14 protein-coding genes are annotated in these 20,237 nt (G+C 30.3%); all 14 read right to left on the minus strand.

All coding sequences use genetic code 11. The features are described 5' to 3' along the window. Positions 1–89 precede the first annotated feature (89 nt). The 14 genes from rnr to K5V21_RS14315 all read right to left on the minus strand — a co-directional run bounded on the left by rnr (position 90) and on the right by K5V21_RS14315 (position 20,148). Entirely contained in the window at positions 90–2,333 is a 2,244-nt protein-coding gene (rnr, locus tag K5V21_RS14250; RefSeq protein WP_221861846.1) for a ribonuclease R, read from the minus strand. 185 nt (positions 2,334–2,518) lie between these two features. After that, positions 2,519–4,531, minus strand: coding sequence for a sodium-translocating pyrophosphatase (locus K5V21_RS14255; protein WP_221861847.1), 2,013 nt, complete (start codon positions 4,529–4,531; stop codon positions 2,519–2,521). A 351-nt stretch (positions 4,532–4,882) separates the two neighbouring features. Beyond that, complete coding sequence (gene secG, locus K5V21_RS14260) at positions 4,883–5,113, minus strand: preprotein translocase subunit SecG (protein WP_204594883.1); 231 nt, start codon at positions 5,111–5,113, stop codon at positions 4,883–4,885. Between the two features lie 164 nt (positions 5,114–5,277). Further along, positions 5,278–6,573, minus strand: coding sequence for a phosphopyruvate hydratase (eno, locus tag K5V21_RS14265; protein WP_204594882.1), 1,296 nt, complete (start codon positions 6,571–6,573; stop codon positions 5,278–5,280). 357 nt (positions 6,574–6,930) lie between these two features. Further along, complete coding sequence (locus tag K5V21_RS14270) at positions 6,931–7,527, minus strand: protein kinase family protein (RefSeq protein WP_221861848.1); 597 nt, start codon at positions 7,525–7,527, stop codon at positions 6,931–6,933. A 231-nt stretch (positions 7,528–7,758) separates the two neighbouring features. Next, entirely contained in the window at positions 7,759–8,178 is a 420-nt protein-coding gene (locus tag K5V21_RS14275; protein WP_221861849.1) for a DUF2871 domain-containing protein, read from the minus strand. A 215-nt stretch (positions 8,179–8,393) separates the two neighbouring features. After that, positions 8,394–9,278, minus strand: a complete 885-nt coding sequence (locus K5V21_RS14280; RefSeq protein WP_221861850.1) for an ROK family protein — start codon at positions 9,276–9,278, stop codon at positions 8,394–8,396. A gap of 18 nt (positions 9,279–9,296) precedes the next feature. Further along, on the minus strand, positions 9,297–10,673 hold the full coding sequence (locus K5V21_RS14285) for a glycoside hydrolase family 1 protein (protein ID WP_221861851.1): 1,377 nt from the start codon (positions 10,671–10,673) through the stop codon (positions 9,297–9,299). A gap of 11 nt (positions 10,674–10,684) precedes the next feature. Next, positions 10,685–11,482: a MurR/RpiR family transcriptional regulator gene (locus K5V21_RS14290; protein ID WP_204594877.1), complete on the minus strand. Its 798-nt coding sequence runs from the start codon at positions 11,480–11,482 to the stop codon at positions 10,685–10,687. Between the two features lie 29 nt (positions 11,483–11,511). Continuing rightward, entirely contained in the window at positions 11,512–14,130 is a 2,619-nt protein-coding gene (locus K5V21_RS14295; protein ID WP_221861852.1) for a glycoside hydrolase family 38 N-terminal domain-containing protein, read from the minus strand. 63 nt (positions 14,131–14,193) lie between these two features. Further along, positions 14,194–16,185 (minus strand): fructose-specific PTS transporter subunit EIIC, encoded by a 1,992-nt coding sequence (locus K5V21_RS14300; protein ID WP_204594875.1) that lies wholly within the window; start codon positions 16,183–16,185, stop codon positions 14,194–14,196. Positions 16,186–16,362: 177 nt separating this feature from the next. Continuing rightward, positions 16,363–17,895 (minus strand): 2,3-bisphosphoglycerate-independent phosphoglycerate mutase, encoded by a 1,533-nt coding sequence (gpmI, locus tag K5V21_RS14305; RefSeq protein WP_221861853.1) that lies wholly within the window; start codon positions 17,893–17,895, stop codon positions 16,363–16,365. Between the two features lie 189 nt (positions 17,896–18,084). Beyond that, positions 18,085–18,831 (minus strand): triose-phosphate isomerase, encoded by a 747-nt coding sequence (gene tpiA, locus K5V21_RS14310; RefSeq protein WP_204594873.1) that lies wholly within the window; start codon positions 18,829–18,831, stop codon positions 18,085–18,087. A gap of 126 nt (positions 18,832–18,957) precedes the next feature. Continuing rightward, on the minus strand, positions 18,958–20,148 hold the full coding sequence (locus K5V21_RS14315) for a phosphoglycerate kinase (protein WP_221861854.1): 1,191 nt from the start codon (positions 20,146–20,148) through the stop codon (positions 18,958–18,960). Positions 20,149–20,237: the final 89 nt, after the last annotated feature.

Raw genomic sequence — 20,237 nt, forward strand, 5'->3', positions numbered from 1 at the left:
TTTTTAAATATTCTTTAACTAAATGAAGCTATCATTTATAATTACCCTTCCAGATAACTCAATGATAGCTTCCTTTTTAATTTATTAGATTATTCTAATTCTGATTCTTTTTCTTCTATCTCTTCAACTCTTGCTAAAGCTTCTTTTACTTCTTTTTTAACTTGAGGAAGTCTCTCTTGGAATTCTTTTAAAGCTTCTTCTTCTTTTTCTTCCTCTTCTTCTTTTATTAAATCAAAGTAAATTTCTCTATTTGCAATATCTACCTTACTACATTTAACTTTAACTTCATCACCTAATCTATAAATATTCTTTGTTCTTTCTCCAATTAAAGCTAAATGATTTTCATCATATACATAATAGTCATCTTCTAAAGCAGTTATATGAACTAATCCTTCTATAGTGCTTGGAAGTTCAACAAACATACCAAATGATGTAACTGAAGAAACAATCCCATCAAATTCTTCTCCAATTCTATCTTGCATGTATTCTGCTTTCTTTAAATCATCAACTTCTCTTTCAGCCTCTTGAGCTACTCTTTCTGTTTCTGAAGATTGTTTTGATGCATAATCAACTATTCCAATTAGCTTCTTAGCTCTTCCTCCATCAATCTTACCATTTATTTGTTCTTTTATAATTCTATGGATTTGAAGATCTGGATATCTTCTAATTGGTGAAGTAAAGTGACAATAATATCTTGCAGCTAAACCAAAATGACCAAGACTTTCTGGTGAATATCTAGCCTTCATCATTGATCTTAAAAGAAGTGTACTTACTACTGCCTCTTCCTTCTTACCTTTAACCTTCTCTAAAACTTCTTGAAGTGCTCTTGGATGTACATCTTGACTCCACTTCATTGTGTATCCAAGGTTATATATAAACTCTCTAAATTTTGTTAGCTTTTCTTCATCTGGATTTTCATGGACTCTATATACAAATGGTAAATTAGTCCAGTACATATATTCAGCTATAGTTTCATTACACGCAAGCATAAATTCTTCTATTATTCTATTTGCTATCTCTCTTGGATAAGGTTTTATTTCAATTGGCTTACCTAAAGGATTTAAAGTGATTTTCGCTTCTTCAAAATCAAAATCAATAGCTCCTCTTCTCATTCTCTTCTTGTTTAAAATATTTGCAAGTTCTTCCATGGCTAAGAAATCATCATATAAGTAATCATACTTTTTGATTAGCTCTTCATCTTTATCTCTAAGTATCTTAGTTACATCTGTATAAGTCATTCTTTCATTTGTTTTAATTATACCTTCATGAACTTCATGTTCTATAACTTTACCGTTCTTATCAATTATCATGATACAACTTAATGTTAATCTATCTACTTTAGGATTAAGTGAACATATACCATTTGAAAGTTTCTTTGGAAGCATTGGTATAACTCTATCTATAAGATATACTGATGTACCTCTTTTTAGTGCTTCTTTATCTAGTGGGTTACCTTCTTTAACGTAATTAGTAACGTCTGCTATATGAACTCCTAATTTATAGTTTCCATTTGGTAATCTTTCTATTGAAACTGCATCATCTAAATCTTTAGCATCTTCACCATCAATAGTTACCATCTTTAAATCTCTAAAATCTGTTCTTCTTTTATATTCTTTAGGATCTATCTCTTCTTCTATTCTATCTGCAAAATTTAATACCTTATCAGGGAATTCCTCTGGAAGACCAAACTTCTTAATTATTGTAAGAATATCAAGTCCCTTATCTCCCTTTTGTCCTAATACTTCTTTTATAACACCTTCAGGGCTTCTTCTCTGTTCTGGCCACTTTGTAACTTCTACTATTACAACATCACCATCGTTAGCGCCATTTCTATCTTTTTTAGTTACAAATATATCTTGGTGTAATCTTGTATCTTCTGGTACAACAAAACCAAAGTTTCTGCTATTTTCATAGACACCAATTATTGTTTTATTAGCTCTTTCTACTATTTCAGCAACTTCGCCTTCTCTCTTCTTACCATTTTTATCATCTCTAGTTACATGAACTAATACTCTATCTCCATTCATAGCACCGTTCATTGCTGATGATGGTATAAATACATCCTTCTCTCCTTCAGCTTCAGGTATTAAGAAACCAAATCCTCTTTGATGTCCTTGAAGTTTTCCTGCAACTAAACCTACTCTTTCTGGAATAGTATATTTATCGCTTTTATTTCTAACGACTAGGCCTTCCTTTTCCATTGCTTTTAATACTTTTTTAAAAGCTCTATATTCGTCTGATTTTATATCAAATACTGATGTTAATTCTTTTAAATCCATTGGTTTATATGCATCTTCACGCATAAAATCCAATAACGTATTCTTTATTCCCATTTTATTCCTCCAAATTAATTTATCTATATTCTTAAATATATGCTACCCACTATTGTTATATATTATTCTACCTATATATTAACACATTATGAGTTTTAATTCCTCTATTAGAAGTTTATATAGAAAGGAGTTATCATTTAGTTCATATACTAAATAATAACCCCTAGTTTAACTAAATATATATTTTAAAATAATAACCCACCAAATTCTACTATAAGTGGTGCAAATACAACTGCAACTATTGTCATAAGCTTTATTAATATATTCATAGCTGGTCCTGATGTATCTTTAAATGGATCACCAACTGTATCTCCAACTACACCTGCTTTATGACATTCGCTTCCTTTTCCACCATATGCGCCACCTTCTATATACTTCTTAGCATTATCCCATGCACCACCTGCATTTGCCATAAGTATAGCCATCATAACACCAGTTACAACTCCTCCAGCTATTAATCCAGCAAGTGCTTCTGCACCTAAAAGTAATCCTACAATTATAGGTGATAAAATTGCAATTATTCCTGGCACTAGCATCTCTCTTAAAGCAGCTCTAGTTGAAATTTCAACACAAGTTGAATAATCTGGCTTATCTGTACCTTTTAATATTCCAGGCTTTTCTTTGAATTGTCTTCTAACTTCTTCTACCATTTGACCTGCTGCCTTACCAACTGATTGCATTGTAAGTGCTCCAAATAAAAATGGAAGCATTCCACCTATAAGCACACCAACTAATGTTAATGGATTTAAAAGATTTATTGAATCTAATTTTACAGCTTGAGTGTATGATGCAAATAAAGCTAAAGCTGTAAGTGCTGCTGAACCTATTGCAAATCCTTTTCCGATAGCTGCTGTTGTATTACCAACTGAATCAAGTTTATCTGTAATCTCTCTAATACCTTCATCTAACTCACTCATTTCAGCTATTCCACCAGCGTTATCAGCTATTGGTCCATATGCATCAACAGCAACTGTTATAGCTGTTGTAGCAAGCATTCCTACTGCCGATAATGCAATTGCATATAATCCCACAATAGAATCACTTGCACCACCTGTTTTAAAGAATGAAATTAATATTCCAATTACTATTAAAAGTATAGGTATAACTGTTGATTTCATACCAACTGCAAGACCAGCTATTATATTGGTAGCTGCTCCTGTCTCACATTCTTTTGCAATAAATTTTACTGATTTATAATCTGATGATGTGTATACTTCTGTGATTTTCCCAATTAATAAGCCAACACATATACCAACTACTACTGGAATAAAGAATTTTAAGTCTTTAAATAAATAATTACATGCAATGGCACTTAATATAAGGGCTATTCCTCCTGATAAGAAACTTCCTATGTTTAAAGCCTTTTGAGGGTCATCCCCCTTATAACTTTTAACTACAAATATCCCTATAAGTGATGCAATAATTCCAATTGCAGCAAGTATTAAAGGATAAATCATAGCCTCACGTCCTGCTACTATTGATACAAAACCGCCAAGTGTTATAGCTGAAATTATTGATCCAACATAGGATTCAAAAAGGTCAGCTCCCATACCACAAACATCTCCAACATTATCTCCAACATTATCTGCAATTACAGCTGGATTTCTTGGATCATCTTCTGGTATACCAGCTTCTACTTTTCCAACTAAATCTGCTCCAACATCTGCTGCCTTTGTATATATACCGCCACCAACTCTTGCAAATAGTGCTATTGATGATGCACCAAGTCCAAAGCCTGTTATATACTCTGCATTTAAATCAAAAATAACTGCAAAAATAGTAAGCCCCACAACTCCAAGTCCTACAACTGAAAGTCCCATAACGGATCCACCAGAAAAAGCTACTCCTAATGCTTCTTTCATTCCATGCTTTGCTGCATTTGCTGTTCTTACATTTGCTTTAACAGCAATCTTCATCCCTATAAATCCTGCAAGCATTGAGAATATTGCACCTACTAAAAATGCTATAGCTGTCTTATAACTTAAAAATGCTGAAATTAATACAAAAATACACACCACAAATATTGAAAGATACTTATATTCCTTTTTTATAAAGGCCATAGCTCCTTCTTCTATATGTGATGCTATCTCTTTCATTTTTTTATTTCCAGGATCTTTTTTAATAATACCTTTTGCAATAAAAATTAAAACAATTAATGAAATAATCCCACAGACTAATGGTAATGCTAATAACTCCATAGTTACACCTCTCATAATTATTTTTAGTACCTAGGGCACTACTATATAATTATGAAATAAATTTTTCTATTAGAATTAAATTTATAATCTTATTTGAATTTACGTTATATAAATACATAACTTCACTTTTTAGCTTAAGAATAATAAAAAATCTACTATGGTAAATGGTTTATTTACTTTGTCCATGACATTTATAGCTATATTATACGAAATATATATATTTATTCGTCTTACTTTTATCATTTCGAATAATTTTTTGTACTATATTTTTTTAAGTAAAATTTATAATTAATAAAAAAATGCCAGTCATAATGACTGGCTAATAAATCTAACTTGTGATTCCCACACATATTATATTAAATTTAAAACAATTGTATTTATAGCAAATAGTAACATTCCTATTATTGTTACTCTCTCTAGCATAACTTCTTTTGTTCTTGATTTGTTTCTTGAGAAGAATGTATCATTGTTGCTACCTTGAATCAATCCACTTAAGGCATCTGATTTACTTGGTTGCATAAGTACTGAAACTACAATAACTATTCCTAATATTACCTCAAGTACTAATAACGCTGTTTGCATGGGAACACCTCCTAATATTTAAACGCTTATTTTATACTATTTAACTCAATTAGTATATCATAAAGAATAATTTATTTCTACACTAATTTCCAAAAATTATCTGAAAGCGCTAAATATTATTTCAAGATTAAATTTAATTCTATTTCAATTATAGAAATTAGTTACTATTTCTTTATATTGAAGAATGCATCTCTTCCTCTGTATTCAGCTACATCATCTAATTCTTCAGCTATTCTAATTAATTGGTTATACTTAGCAACTCTTTCTGATCTTCCTGGCGCACCAGTCTTGATTTGACCTGCATTTACAGCAACAACTAAATCTGAAATAGTTGTATCTTCTGTTTCACCTGATCTATGTGAGATTACTGCAGTGTATCCTGCTCTGTTAGCCATTTCGATAGCATTTAAAGTTTCTGTTAATGTACCAATTTGGTTAAGCTTTATAAGAATTGAGTTTGCAATTCCCATTTCGATACCCATCTTTAATCTTTCTGTGTTAGTTACGAATAAGTCATCACCAACTAATTGGATTCTCTTTCCTAATCTTTCAGTCATGATCTTCCAACCTTCGTAATCTTCTTCTGCCATACCATCTTCAATTGAGATGATTGGGTATTTATTTACTAAGTTTTCATAGAAATCAACCATTTCTTTTGGTGATAATGTCTTACCTTCATGTTTTAAGATATATTTACCATCTTCGAAGAATTCTGATGAAGCTGGATCTAGTGCTATAAACATTTCTTTTCCTGGTTCTAAACCAGCTATCTTGATAGCTTCTATAATAACTTCAATAGCTTCTTCATTTGATTTTAAGTTTGGTGCAAATCCACCTTCATCACCAACACCTGTTGAATATCCTTTTTCGTTTAATAATTTTTTAAGTGCATGATATACTTCTGAACACATTCTTAATGCTTCTGCAAAGCTTTCTGCTCCAACTGGCATAATCATGAATTCTTGTAAATCTACTGAATTATCAGCATGTTCTCCACCATTTATAATATTCATCATTGGTACTGGTAATACTTTAGCATTAACTCCACCAACATATTGATATAAAGGTAAGCCTAAATAGTTTGCAGCAGCTCTAGCTACAGCAAGTGAAACACCTAGTATAGCGTTTGCTCCTAATTTACCTTTATTCTTAGTTCCATCTAATTCTATTAAAGTCTTATCGATGAAAATTTGATCTAAAGCATTTAATCCAACTAATTCATCAGCAATAACTTCATTAACGTTCTTTACTGCTTGAAGTACACCCTTTCCATTGAATCTTGATTTATCTCCATCACGAAGTTCTACAGCTTCAAATACACCTGTTGATGCACCTGATGGTACTGCTGCTCTTCCTACTGTTCCATCTTCTAAATATACCTCAACTTCTACTGTTGGGAATGATCTTGAATCTAAAATTTCTCTAGCTAAAACATCTACTATTTCTGCATATTGTTTCATTTACTTTTCCTCCTTAACAATCAAATACATTAGATATTATTTACAACATCCTATATTTTTATTAAATAATTAATTGCTTTTTTTATTTAAATACATTATAATCCATTCTGTTGATATTTTCAATCAATTGATAACTTTTTTCAATTTATTAATATTAGATATTAATTTATAACATTAGTAAATCTTTGTTTACCAATATTTTGACTATAATCACATACTTAATTAATATATACTACCTTAACTGTTATAATTCCTAGCAAAATAAAAAAGCCCTAAAGGACTTCTTTATTTTAATTATTATACTTATATATCATAACTATTATATCTTAATGTTATTTTACGTAAATATATTACTATCTAATTGTATTCTATGTTGTTTTTCTCAAAGTATTTATCAAGCTGACTCTTCCAATAAATACATAACTTAGGATCTTTCTCTTCTATATGCTTTAAAAATGTATCTAATACTTTAAGTCCATTTAATTTTTTCATCAAATGTCTTGGAAAATCAACTTTTCTTGTATAGCATCCTTTAGGATCTATCATTCTAAGCTCTAACTTTTCAGTTACATATACATCTCTACATCTTGTATCTAATTTTGCAAATCCAAGTTTTTTAAACTCTTTTAATAGTCTATATATCTTCATAGACATTTCTTTACTTAACCCGTTTCTTTTTATGTATTTATCTAAACGTACTCCACAAACCATTTCTCGTACAATATAAAGTTCGCCTCGCGCGTATATATTAGGAAAATATTTTGATTTTTTGGTTCTTTTAAGAGTATCACCCTCTGCCCTACAGATTTTTTCTTTTAAAAAAATCTTTATAACTCTATTATTTGGAAGTTCATATACTATCCCGTTATTTCCTTGTCCTAAGTATTTTGCTTTTCTAAATAACTTTTCTGTCTTCTCATCAAAGCAAACAGAATAGGTGTAATTTCCTTTCATTTAATCATCCTATATATTATTTCTCTCAATATATACTATTACACTTATTATTTATTGTGATAGAGTTCTATCTCTTATAATAATCCTATTTATCTTTATACTTGAATATATAAAGATATAAAAAAACAGTTATATACTTATTTTAAGTATATAACTGTTTTTTGTTTTAAAATTAAGTTTGATATAATCTCTATAACACTCTTTATATTTTAGGATAAATTATAATTATATCTAGTTACTTGCTTCTTCAGCTTTTATAACTTCATTTCTAAGTACAATGAACATCATTATAATTCCTGCAGTAATAATTATATGAGATAATCCAGCTATACCGGATATCATAGCTCCACCATTAAGTCCTAAAACTTGATCTACGCCTCTCCATATAAACATTCCAATCATAAAAATAAGTCCAGCATTATAAATTATATAAAATTTGCTAAAGAATTTATTTTTAGTGATCTTAAATGCATTTTCAAATAAAACTAAAATCAGAAACATTAAACTACCTAAAACTAGTAAATGTACATGTGCTACTGCTAATGATGTCTTACCTGTATAATCATTCATTCTTGTAAATTCTCTATAAAAAACACCACTTGCAAGAGCAATAACAGCATATATAAAAGCTGTATTTATAAGTTTCTTCATTAGTTACACCCCCTTCTTCACATTCCCACAAACATATTTAAATTGATAATTAATATCTATAAACATTAATTATCCATTTAAATATTACTATACTTCTCTTCTCTTGTCCATAAAGAAATTTAAAAGCTACATTCATTTATAGAATGTAGCTTTTATTAATTCAAACAAATATTTTTACTTAAATTAATTATAATATAATTGTAATTAATTTAAATTTATATGTTATATTCTTTAAGATGATGCGCTAAAGCTCCTATAAGATTTGCATCTTTTCTATGCGTACATGTTCTTATTTCTGGCTTTATTTCTGCAATCTTAATCTTCTTTAATATTTCATCTATTTTTTCATTTAAGCTTATTATAAAATCATCTCTATCACTTATAGAACCCCCTATAAGTACAAGCTCTGGATCATACATATACTGAAGATTATAAATTCCTTTTGCAAGTTCTTCATAAAATGTATCTATTACTCCCTTGCAAAACTCATCTCCATTTTGTGCTTTATTAAATACATCTTTGCCATCTAAACTTTCATCATTAAAATACTTTCTAGCCTTTCTTACAAAAGACATTGTAGATGCAACCTCACTAAATGTTTTATATTCTCCGTCATTATCTTCCATGATCATAAATCCAAATTCTCCACCATAAAGATGCTTTCCATGATGAATTTTCTTATCTTTAATTATAGATCCACCAATTCCAGAACCACATACTACAAACAATATATCATTTACCTCTTTTGCAGCTCCTGAAAAAATTTCTGCAAGCGCTACACAATTTGCATCATTTTCTATACTTATATTAAGATTTAATCTCTCTGACAATACTTCTTTCCAATTAGTTCCATGAATGCATGGAACTGCACTAGCACCACCTACAATTCCACTATTTGTATCAACAGCTCCTGGTGAGCTTATAGCAACACCTTCTATATCATATTGACTTTTCATTCCATTAACCCAATTTACAATAGTATTAGTAAATTCATTTAATTCATGTGATGGATATAATGTATCCTTTTCTATAAGGTTTCCATCCTTATCTGAAAGTGCAACTTTAATAGATGTACCTCCTATGTCCAAACAAGCAAACATGTCCTCAGCCCCTTTAATTTAAAATCCTTTGTTTCTAGATAGTTCTTTAAACCATCTACCACTTTTCTTTATTGTCCTCTTTCCATCTTCAAGATTTAAAGATACAAGTCCATATCTATTTTTATAAGCATTAAGCCATGACCAATTATCAATAAATGTCCAAACATGATATCCAATGCAATTTGCATCTTCTTCAATAGCTTTATTTAACCACCTTAAATGATCTTTATAGAACTCAATTCGATAGTCATCCTCTATAACGCCATCTACTATGAATCTTTCTTCGCCTTCAACGCCCATACCATTTTCAGTTATCATCCATTCAATATTGTTGTAGTTTTCTTTTATATTTACAGCTATATCATATATTCCTTTAGGGTATATCTCCCATCCTCTATATGGATTCATAACCTTTCCTGGCATATCATAATTGTCATAATAATATTCTGGAGTAAATGGTGCCTCATCATTAGGTTTATTAGCTTTTGCACAAACTCTTCTTGGCTGATAATAATTTACACCTAGAAAATCTATTGTATTTTCTTTTATTATGCTTAGATCTTCTTTTGTATAATTAGGCATTAAATCATGTTTTTTTATAATTTCTACTAACTCTGTAGTAAATTCGCCTTTTACAGCTGGATCTAAAAAGCTCTTATTTGCAAATAAATCTGCTATTCTAGCTGCTTTTAAATCCCATTTATTTTCGCTTCTTGGGTAGCATGGAGAAAGATTTATTATTATACCAATCTTTCCATCAGTATTTAACTCTTTAAATTCTTTAATAGCTAATGCATTGGCTAACGCTGTGTGGTACGCTACTTGTACAGCTGCTTTCGGATCAAATTTACATGGGTAATGATATCCTAAATAATACCCACATTCAACATGTACCATAGGTTCATTAAATGTAAACCAACGTTTTACTCTATCTCCGAAAAACTCAAAACAAGTCTTTGCATATTCTTTATAATAATCTACTACTTTTCTATTTTCCCATCCACCAATCTTTTGAAGTTCCATTGGCATATCAAAATGAAATAAATTTACAAAAGGTTCTATTCCATTTTTGATTAATTCATCTATAACATTATTATAAAATTCTACACCGTCTTTATTTACTTCTCCATATCCTTCTTTAAACATTCTAGACCAACTTATAGACATCCTAAATGAATTATGTCCAGTTTCTTTCATTAACTTTATATCATCTTTGTAGTTTTTATAGAATGTTGAAGTATCTTCCGTTCCTATACCATTGTGAAATCTATGTTTCTCTGTCTTAAACCAATAGTCCCAAATATTCTCTCCCTTATTTCCTACATCTATAGCACCTTCACTTTGAGTGGCTGAAGATGCGCTTCCAAAATAAAAATCATTTGAAAATTTTATCATATTATTCTCTCCTACTCTTTATTAAATACTTTCTCCGTTGAAACCCAACTATTTAAGACTTCCTTATATTTTCTTATATAGTAATAATGAATTAAATCAATTTGAACAAGTATTGGAATTTGAGCTGATAATATACCTGTTGCTTCCTCCCCCTTAAAGTTTGAAGTATTTATTGTTATATCTGAAGTCTCATTTAAAGATGATTTTTTGTTTGCTGTTATAGTTATTACAGTTATATCTTTCTCTTTTAACTCTTCACCAATCTTCTCTAAAGCTTTATTACCTCTAAGAGTAAACAAAAATACTAAATCACCTTTTTCTAATATCTGAGTTGCCATTTCTATTGCACTTCTATCATGTATAACTTCTATGAATTTTCCCATTCTTGAAAATCTAAATTTAAAATCCTGAGCAGCTGTTGCACTAAGCCCTAATGCAAATATATTTATAAGCCTATGTGAATGTATCTCTTCACAAACCCTCTCTATTTTTTTCTCATCAAAATTTTTATCTATATCATCAAACAAATTAAAATATTCAGTTTGTAAATCAATTGCTATATTATTTAAGCTATGGTCTTTTTTATTTTTAAGATGCTCATTGTATAAATATATAAGCTCCTTATAATTAGAAAGTCCTATCTTCTTACAAAACCTTGTTATTGATGCATTAGATACATTTAATTCTTTTGATAATTTATTTATAGGTAAAACTGGTTTTTCATCTAGAAAATATTCAGCTATTCTTTCCTCAACAAATGTAAAATTAATTTTGGAATGGTTTATCCTTAAAACAATTTCCTTCTTCATACTTCCTCCAATACTTGATTCATCATTAACTATAAATTTATTTTTATAGTTTTAATTTCTCCTTTTTTAAATGATGGTATAAGTATCTCTTCTTTATCTACATTTACCTCTTCTGTTAATTCTCTATTATTTAAATTAACTAATTGATAGCTCTTAGCATTCTTAACTTTTATTCTTCCTGAATCATTTATTTCTTTATCTGAAGAATTTAGAAATCTTATAATAAATGATTTTTTATCTATTGCATTTATTGAGGTTATATTAATTCCTTTTAATTCATCACTATTTATTAAGCTATCAATAATAGATATATCATCTTGAAGAGGATGACTTACAAAATATTTTAATGTATTCGTAAATCTATTTATCTCTTGTATTTGATAATATGGACTACTTATACTATAATTTTCAAATATATTTTTTATTTTAGTTATATCTAATTCTTTATCAAAATTTATTGCAAACTTAAACTTAAGCTTACCCTTAAGCTGACTCTTTGGGGTTTCTATATATTTAAATTCATTTCCAGATGCCACCCCAGGTCTTCTTATAAGATCTGGCTTTCCTAAATATCCAACTCCCCTAAAAAGTGTTAATGCTATATTAGAATTATCTAATATTTCATACTCTTTAATTCCCTTTGTCATTATTGTAGCTGATGATTTTGTATCATTCAATGATACAAAATGTAACATCGGATAAATAGGTGAAGGTTCTTCCTTCCAATTAAGTTCTCTCCAATCATCAATATGATTTGGAGTATTATCCCTTTTAATTATTCCCATAGGAGTATCAGTTATTGACTTTTCTGATATAACTCCTGTTTTTATTATAACTCTCATTCTATGGTCTTCTGCATTGTTATTAATTTCTAAATGACAATCTATTATCTTCTTATTATTTAGAGATAATTTCATAGTATATGGAATACTTGAATTTATTCTAGAAATATTTCTATCTTCCAAGTTCCTAGGAATATCAAATATCCCACTTATGCTAAGTTCTTTATATAACTCTCCATTTATAGTTTCACACTTTGAATCTTTAAAATCAAATTTAAATCTTGTATCATTATAAGGTGGCGAGTAATCATAGGTATCTCCATCATCACCTGAATCTTCAATTGATATACAATCCTTTAAGATTTCTCCAGTTAGCTTATTAGTTATATCTATTTTTCCATTATTAAACTCAACTTTATAATAATTATCTTCAATTACATTTTCTAAAATTTCTTCTTTACTATAGTTGCTTTTTTCTTCAATAACATTTAGTCTCTTTATACTAAATGGATTAACTTTGCACTTTATTACTGCTTTAGTTACATAGAAATATAAATTTTCATCATGCTCTTCTGCACTTCTCTTTATACTTCCACTATATTCTTTTTTACTTTCGATTATTTGAAGTGGAATTTCTACTCCCTCTTCATCTATAATCTTAAAATCCTTATTCTTAGATGTTATATTTATAGTAAACGCTTCATCTCTAGTTCTTGATAAAGTATTAAATAAAATTAAATCATTTTCTTCTCTATCTTTAATTGATTCGCTTATTTTTCTTACTATATAATCACAAGCTGAATAAGACAACTGATCTACCTCAATAAGCCTTGCTAATATACTATCGTTTGTTTTATCGCTATTACATCCACAAGCACTATCATGAGCATGATTCATAAGTAACTTCTTCCATATCTCTTCAAGCATGCTTACTTTAGGATCTAACCCTATATTTTGAGCCATTACCATTAGAGGTTCTAATACATATACAAGTCTTCTTTCAATTTTATCATTTAGGTATTTATGATCATACCTCGATGAATAAATTGATCTATGTATCTTAGAATTAGATGGATTTATAAATTCTCCTTCTACTTGAAATAAATTCTTTTCCTTTTCTAATTCATCAAAAAATTCATCACAAGAACTCTCTATATATTTAAAATTATTTTCTGTTCTATCTTGATAATATTTAATTCTTTCTTTTATATTAAAATCTACATACCTTTGGTCTCCACCTACTGGTAGTAATATATTCTGTGTAGCTGATCCATCTCTCATTTTTTCTTCAACAGATTTAACATCATCATTATATATAAGGTTTCCACCATAATAGTATCCATCTTTTATGTTATAAACTAACACGCTACTCCCATCTTCACTATTCCATATAAACTCTCTATTTGGACATTCATCTTTTGAAACACCTCTCCAAAATATTGATCTTTTTATATCAAATCCATTTAATATTTTAGGTAAGTCTTTTGTTTGACCAAAAGAATCTGGAAGATACCCTATCTTCATGTAATCCCCATACTTAGATGAATTTTTAATTCCATAGAATAAGTTTCTTATGATAGATTCTCCAGAGATTATTAATTCGTCTGTTTGAGTGTACCATGGTCCTATTAATAACTTTCCTTCAGTAACAAGTTTCTTAACGACTTCAAATCTATCTGGCATAAACTTTATATATTCTTCTAATATACTTATTTGACCATCTAATAAATACTTGTTAACTTTCCCACTCTCAAGTGCTTCTATAACTTCATCCATATGATATATTAACTGTATTATTGTTTCATTTGCTGTAAAATACCACTCATAATCCCAATGTGTATGAGAATAAACATGTACTTTCTTCATATATTTCTCCTTTTTATTAAAAAGCCTAAATAGAATATTCTACTTAGGCTTTGATTTAATTATTTAAAATTCTATTTGTGACACTAAGCTATATAATTCTCTATTATCAATATCACTTGCTATTTTATTTCTAAAATCATCATCTATTAGTTTTGTTGCAATAGCGCTTAATATCTTTATATGATTATTTGCACCATCTTCTGGTATTGTAAGTCCAAATGCTACTTTTATTGGTTTTCCATCAAGAGAATCCCATTCAATTGGATTTTTAAACTTTATTAAAAACACTCCTGATTTTTTAACTACTTTACCTTTGCAATGTGGAATTGCTATTCCATCATTAAACCCAGTTGTAGCTTCTTTTTCTCTTTCATATAATCCTTTAAGATATTCTTCTTTATTAGATACATAGCCATTTTCATATGCAATTGAAGCTAGGAATTTAAATGCTTCATCTTGTGTCTTTGAATTTTCATCTACATATATATGAGTTTCTTTAAAAACTTCATTATCTATATCCTTTATATCTAAAACTATTTCTTCTGCAATTTTCTCTTCATTGATTTCTTCATCATCTTCATATACATCTGCTTCTTCAGTTACTGGTTTTTTAAGTATACCTAGTAATACAGCTGTAAGAAGTATACCTGCTGAAACTGATCCTATCCATGTTATAAAAGGAATTGGTTGTTCAATATATCCTATAAATGTTCCAAGAGGTGAACCTATACCCCCATAGAACTTACATCCAAATAATCCAACTAATCCCCCAGCAAGTGCTGAACCTGCAACTGAAGCTGTAATCATTTGTACTGGATGTGCTGCTGCAAATGGTATTGCACCTTCTGTAACTCCAACCATACCCATACCAAAGGCTGAATTTGCTGATATCTTTTCATCTTTAGTAAATTTATTTTTAAATAATATTGAGGCAAGCCATATTCCAAGTGGTGCTACTGATATTGCAGCTTGTGCTGCTGTTCCTGGAACAAAGTTTGCATTTTGAATACCAAACTTTGCAACTGTATCTGTAAATACTGCTGTACCAAATATTAAAGCTGTTTTATTTACTGGTCCACCAAAGTCGAATCCAATCATAGCTCCAATAATAGCTCCAATAATAAATGGTGCACTTGAATATTTATCATTTAACATTGTAAGTCCACTATATAACCAATCCATAGCTCCTGCTATTGGTTGTCCTATTAAGAATAATACTATTACTGTAATTGCAAAAGTAGCTATTAATGGAATAATCATAATTGCTAATAAAGGTTGTAATATCTTTGGCCACTTTATACTCTTAAGTCCTTTTACTAAGTATCCTACAATAAATGCTACTAATATAGCTGATAAGAATCCTCCACCTGTTTGAGTTCCTAAAAATTCTGGATCGTTTGCTAAATATGCTCCAATCATTGCTGGTGCAATTGCTGGCTTATCTGCTATAGAGTTAGCAACAAAACCTGCAAATAATGGAATCATTAATTTAAATCCAACTTGTCCTACAGCAAATAATTTTGACATGAAGTATCCCATTGCTGTTGTATTATCAAATCCCCAATTTACTATTCTTCCAAGTTCATCTTTTTGGAATGCAAATATGTTAGCTATTGCTAAAAGAAGTCCAGCTGCTATACACATTGGTACCATATAAGATATACCACTCATTATATGTTTTATAAACTGATTATCAGTTTTTCCTAAAGTTACACCTCCAACTTTAGAGCCTTTCTTACCATAAAGTAGAGCTTCATCATATGCTCTATCAATTAATGAACTAGCATTTTTTATAGCATCTATTGATTTTGTTTGCAATACCCTCTTTCCTGCAAATCTTGATAAATCGATATCTATATCAGCTGCAATTATTACTACATCTGCATCTTTAATATCTTTTTCATTAAGTACATTTTCAGCTCCTATAGAACCTTGTGTTTCTACTTTTGCTAAATAACCCTTTTTCTTAGCAGCCTTATTTATACTTTCAGCTGCCATATATGTATGTGCTATCCCAGCTGCACAAGCTGTAACTGCTACAATTTTTTTGTTCATTTTATTGCACCTCCCATTTGATGATTTCATTATTACACATTTTTTTCTCTTTGCAAACATTTTCAGCCCTTTTAGATTTGATTTTCTTTTTTATATGTTTCAGCGAAAATATTTTCAAAATATATATAAGAAAAGAACTCGTATATAGTATACGAGTTCTTAAACAATTTTATTTAATTACTTTATCAATGAGTGTCCAGTCATTTCTGATGGAGCCTCAAGTCCCATTTCGTGTAACATAGTTGGTGCTATATCTGATAATTTACCACTTTCTAATGTCTTACCTTCTGTATCCTTAGTTACCCATACAAATGGTACTGGATCAGTTGTGTGAGCAGTAAATGGAGTTCCAGTCTTAAAGTCTATCATTGTTTCTGCATTTCCGTGGTCAGCAGTTACAAATAATGATCCACCCTTTTCTAAGATCTTATCAGCTACTTTTCCTAAGCATTCATCAACAGTTTCTATAGCTTTAACTGCTGCTGGAATTACTCCTGTATGACCAACCATATCTGGGTTAGCATAGTTTAATATAATCATATCATATTTATCACTATCTATTCTCTTTAGCAACTCTTCAGTTACTTCGTATGCACTCATTTCTGGCTTTAAGTCATAAGTTGCAACTTTAGGTGATGCAATTAATGCTCTATCTTCATTTTCATTTGGCTGTTCAACTCCACCATTGAAGAAGAATGTTACGTGAGCATATTTTTCAGTTTCAGCTATTCTTAATTGATTTAATCCCTTGTTTGCAACAAATTCTCCTAGCGTATTCTCTAGTGTTTGAGGCTTAAATGCTATCATAACACCTTCGAAAGTCTTATCATATTGAGTCATTGTAACAAATGTTAAATCTAACTTTTCAGCATTAAATCCATCAAAATCTTTTTGAGTTAAAGCTCTTGTAAGTTCTCTAGCTCTATCTGGTCTAAAGTTAAAGAATACTACTGAATCTCCACTCTTAACAGTTGAAGTTGGCTTACCATCTTCTAATACTACTGTAGGTACTACGAATTCATCAGTCTTCTTATCATTATATGATTCTTGTATAGCTTCTACTGCACTAGTTGCTGTATTACCAGTTCCTCTTACTATTGCATTGTAAGCAAGCTCAACTCTTTCCCATCTGTTATCTCTATCCATTGCGTAGTATCTACCACTTACTGTAGCGATTTTTCCTACTCCAACTTCTTTCATCATTTCTTCAGTCTTTTCTATGAATTCCTTACCTGATGAAGGAGCAACATCTCTACCATCCATGAATGCATGAACGTAAACTTCTGTTAAACCTTCTTTTTTAGCAAATTCTAAAAGTCCTTTTAAATGATTGATGTGTGAGTGAACTCCACCATCTGATAATAATCCCATTAAGTGTAATGCTGTATTATTTTCTTTAGCATTTTTCATAGCCTTTAAAAGCTCTTCATTCTTAAAGAAATCTCCATCAGCTATAGCTTTAGTTATTCTAGTAAGTTCTTGGTATACTATTCTACCTGCACCTATATTTAAGTGACCTACTTCTGAATTACCCATTTGACCTTCTGGAAGACCAACTGCCATTCCTGATGCTTCAAGCATTGAATGAGGATATTCCTTTATTAATTTATCAAAGTTTGGTTTTTTAGCTAATGAAACAGCATTACCTTCTGAAGCTTCTGCTATTCCAAATCCATCTAATATCATTAACATTACTGGTTTTTTTGCCATAACTATTACCTCCATTTTATATCTATATTAAAAATGATTCATCTCTTTTTATTATGTGTCATTTTTCCACTTATATTATACTATAATAAAGTGCCTTAAACAACAAAAAGCAATAGTATGAAAGAATTAGTATTATTCAATCATGACTATTGCTTATATGTTAATTCTACCTATTAATCTTACTTAATTTTAGTAGTTAACTATTGCAGCAAAGTCTGAAGCTACTAAGCTAGCTCCACCAACTAAAGCTCCATCGATATCTGATTGAGCCATTTGTTCTTTAATAGTTGCAGGCTTAACTGATCCACCGTATTGGATTCTTACTTTATCAGCAACTTCTTTTCCAAACATTTCAGCTACAACGTTTCTGATAGCAGCTATAGTTTCGTTAGCTTGTTCTGATGTAGCAGTTTTTCCTGTTCCAATAGCCCAGATTGGTTCGTAAGCTATAACAACTTTTTCTGCTTGCTCTTTAGTTAATCCTTCTAAATCAGCTTTGATTTGTCCAGCTAAAACTTCTACATATTTTCCTGATTCTCTTTGCTCTAAAGTTTCTCCACAGCAAAGAATAGGAATTATGTTATGCGCTAAAGCAGCTTTAACTTTCTTGTTGCAAGTTTCATCAGTTTCGTTGAAGTATTCTCTTCTTTCACTATGTCCAATTACTACGTAATCAACTCCCATAGCTTCAAGCATTCCTGGAGCAACTTCTCCTGTGAAAGCTCCCTTTTCTTCAAAGTGCATGTTTTGTGCAGCGATCTTTACGTTTGATCCTTTAGCAGCTTTAACAGCAGCGTCTAAACATACAAAAGTTGGGCAAAGTACTACTTCACAAGTAGCATCCTTTACTAATGGTTTGAATTCGTTTATAAATTCTACAGCTTCAGCTGGAGTTTTATGCATTTTCCAGTTTCCTGCGATTATTGCTTTTCTCATTTAAAATCACCTCTAAAATTATTGAGTTTATTAAAACTCTTAAAAATACTGATAAATCAGCCACTCTCTTAACTTCTTAACAGAGTGGCTAATATTTTATTTATAAAAACTATTTAGGCTAATAAATTAGCTATTTAAAGCATCTATACCAGGTAATACTTTACCTTCTAAGAATTCAAGTGATGCTCCACCACCAGTTGAGATATGAGTCATCTTATCTCCGAATCCTAAGATGTTTACAGCTGCAGCTGAATCTCCACCACCGATTATAGTAGTTGCATTTGATTCTGCCATAGCTTTAGCTACTGCAATAGTTCCCTTATTGAAGTTATCGAATTCGAATACTCCCATTGGTCCATTCCAGATAACTGTCTTAGCATCTTTAACTGCATTTGCATATAATTCTTCTGTTTTTGGTCCGATATCTAATCCCATGTTTCCAGCAGGAATGTTTTGATCTTCAGTTATTGTAGCTTCCATATCTTTAAATTCTGGTGCTACTCTATGATCTACTGGTAATAAGAAGTTAACTCCCTTAGCCTTAGCCTTTTCAATCATTTCTCTAGCGTAATCAACTCTATCTTCTTCAACTAATGAAGTTCCGATTTCGTATCCTTGAGCCTTTAAGAATGTGTAAGCCATTCCTCCACCAATTATTAAAGTATCTACTTTATCTAAAAGGTTGTTTATAACAGCGATCTTATCTGAAACTTTAGCTCCTCCTAAGATTGCAACGAATGGTCTTTCTGGTGATTCTACAGCGCTTCCTAAGAACTTTAATTCTTTTTGGATTAAGTATCCACATACTGCTGTATCTATAAAGTCAGTAACTCCAACTGTTGAACAGTGAGCTCTGTGAGCTGTTCCGAAAGCATCGTTTACGAAGATTTCAGCAAGTGAAGCTAATTCTTTTGAGAATTCTTCTCCATTCTTAGTTTCTTCTTTTCTGTATCTAGTGTTTTGTAGTAAAACAACATCTCCATCTTTCATTTCAGCTACTGCTTTTTTAGCGTTTTCTCCAACAACATTATCGTCTGCTGCAAAAACAACTTCTTTTCCAAGCATTTCGCTTAATCTCTTAGCAACTGGTGCTAATGATAATTCTGGCTTTGGTTCTCCCTTTGGTTTACCCATATGTGAGCAAAGGATTACTTTAGCTCCATTATCAACTAAGTACTTGATAGTTGGAAGTGCTCCATTTAATCTATTTTCGTCAGTTATAACTCCATCTTTTAGTGGAACGTTAAAGTCACATCTTACTAGGACTTTTTTACCGTTAACATTTATATCTTCTATAGTCTTTTTATTGAAGTTCATCTCTTTCACCTCTTATAAATTATATACATATTTTAAAATAGTCTGGCCTTATAGCCTTATACTACAAAACCAGACTTATAAAACTTTTT

This window comes from Clostridium sardiniense (assembly GCF_019753795.1).
GTDB lineage: Bacteria > Bacillota > Clostridia > Clostridiales > Clostridiaceae > Clostridium > Clostridium sardiniense.

Excerpts from the sequence above, each read along its gene's own strand:
- rnr (WP_221861846.1), bottom strand. The coding sequence starts at position 2,333 with ATGGGAATAAAGAATACGTTATTGGATTTTATGCGTGAAGATGCATAT.
- K5V21_RS14255 (WP_221861847.1), bottom strand. The coding sequence starts at position 4,531 with ATGGAGTTATTAGCATTACCATTAGTCTGTGGGATTATTTCATTAATT.
- secG (WP_204594883.1), bottom strand. The coding sequence starts at position 5,113 with ATGCAAACAGCGTTATTAGTACTTGAGGTAATATTAGGAATAGTTATT.
- eno (WP_204594882.1), bottom strand. The coding sequence starts at position 6,573 with ATGAAACAATATGCAGAAATAGTAGATGTTTTAGCTAGAGAAATTTTA.
- K5V21_RS14270 (WP_221861848.1), bottom strand. The coding sequence starts at position 7,527 with ATGAAAGGAAATTACACCTATTCTGTTTGCTTTGATGAGAAGACAGAA.
- K5V21_RS14275 (WP_221861849.1), bottom strand. The coding sequence starts at position 8,178 with ATGAAGAAACTTATAAATACAGCTTTTATATATGCTGTTATTGCTCTT.
- K5V21_RS14280 (WP_221861850.1), bottom strand. The coding sequence starts at position 9,278 with ATGTTTGCTTGTTTGGACATAGGAGGTACATCTATTAAAGTTGCACTT.
- K5V21_RS14285 (WP_221861851.1), bottom strand. The coding sequence starts at position 10,673 with ATGATAAAATTTTCAAATGATTTTTATTTTGGAAGCGCATCTTCAGCC.
- K5V21_RS14290 (WP_204594877.1), bottom strand. The coding sequence starts at position 11,482 with ATGAAGAAGGAAATTGTTTTAAGGATAAACCATTCCAAAATTAATTTT.
- K5V21_RS14295 (WP_221861852.1), bottom strand. The coding sequence starts at position 14,130 with ATGAAGAAAGTACATGTTTATTCTCATACACATTGGGATTATGAGTGG.
- K5V21_RS14300 (WP_204594875.1), bottom strand. The coding sequence starts at position 16,185 with ATGAACAAAAAAATTGTAGCAGTTACAGCTTGTGCAGCTGGGATAGCA.
- gpmI (WP_221861853.1), bottom strand. The coding sequence starts at position 17,895 with ATGGCAAAAAAACCAGTAATGTTAATGATATTAGATGGATTTGGAATA.
- tpiA (WP_204594873.1), bottom strand. The coding sequence starts at position 18,831 with ATGAGAAAAGCAATAATCGCAGGAAACTGGAAAATGCATAAAACTCCA.
- K5V21_RS14315 (WP_221861854.1), bottom strand. The coding sequence starts at position 20,148 with ATGAACTTCAATAAAAAGACTATAGAAGATATAAATGTTAACGGTAAA.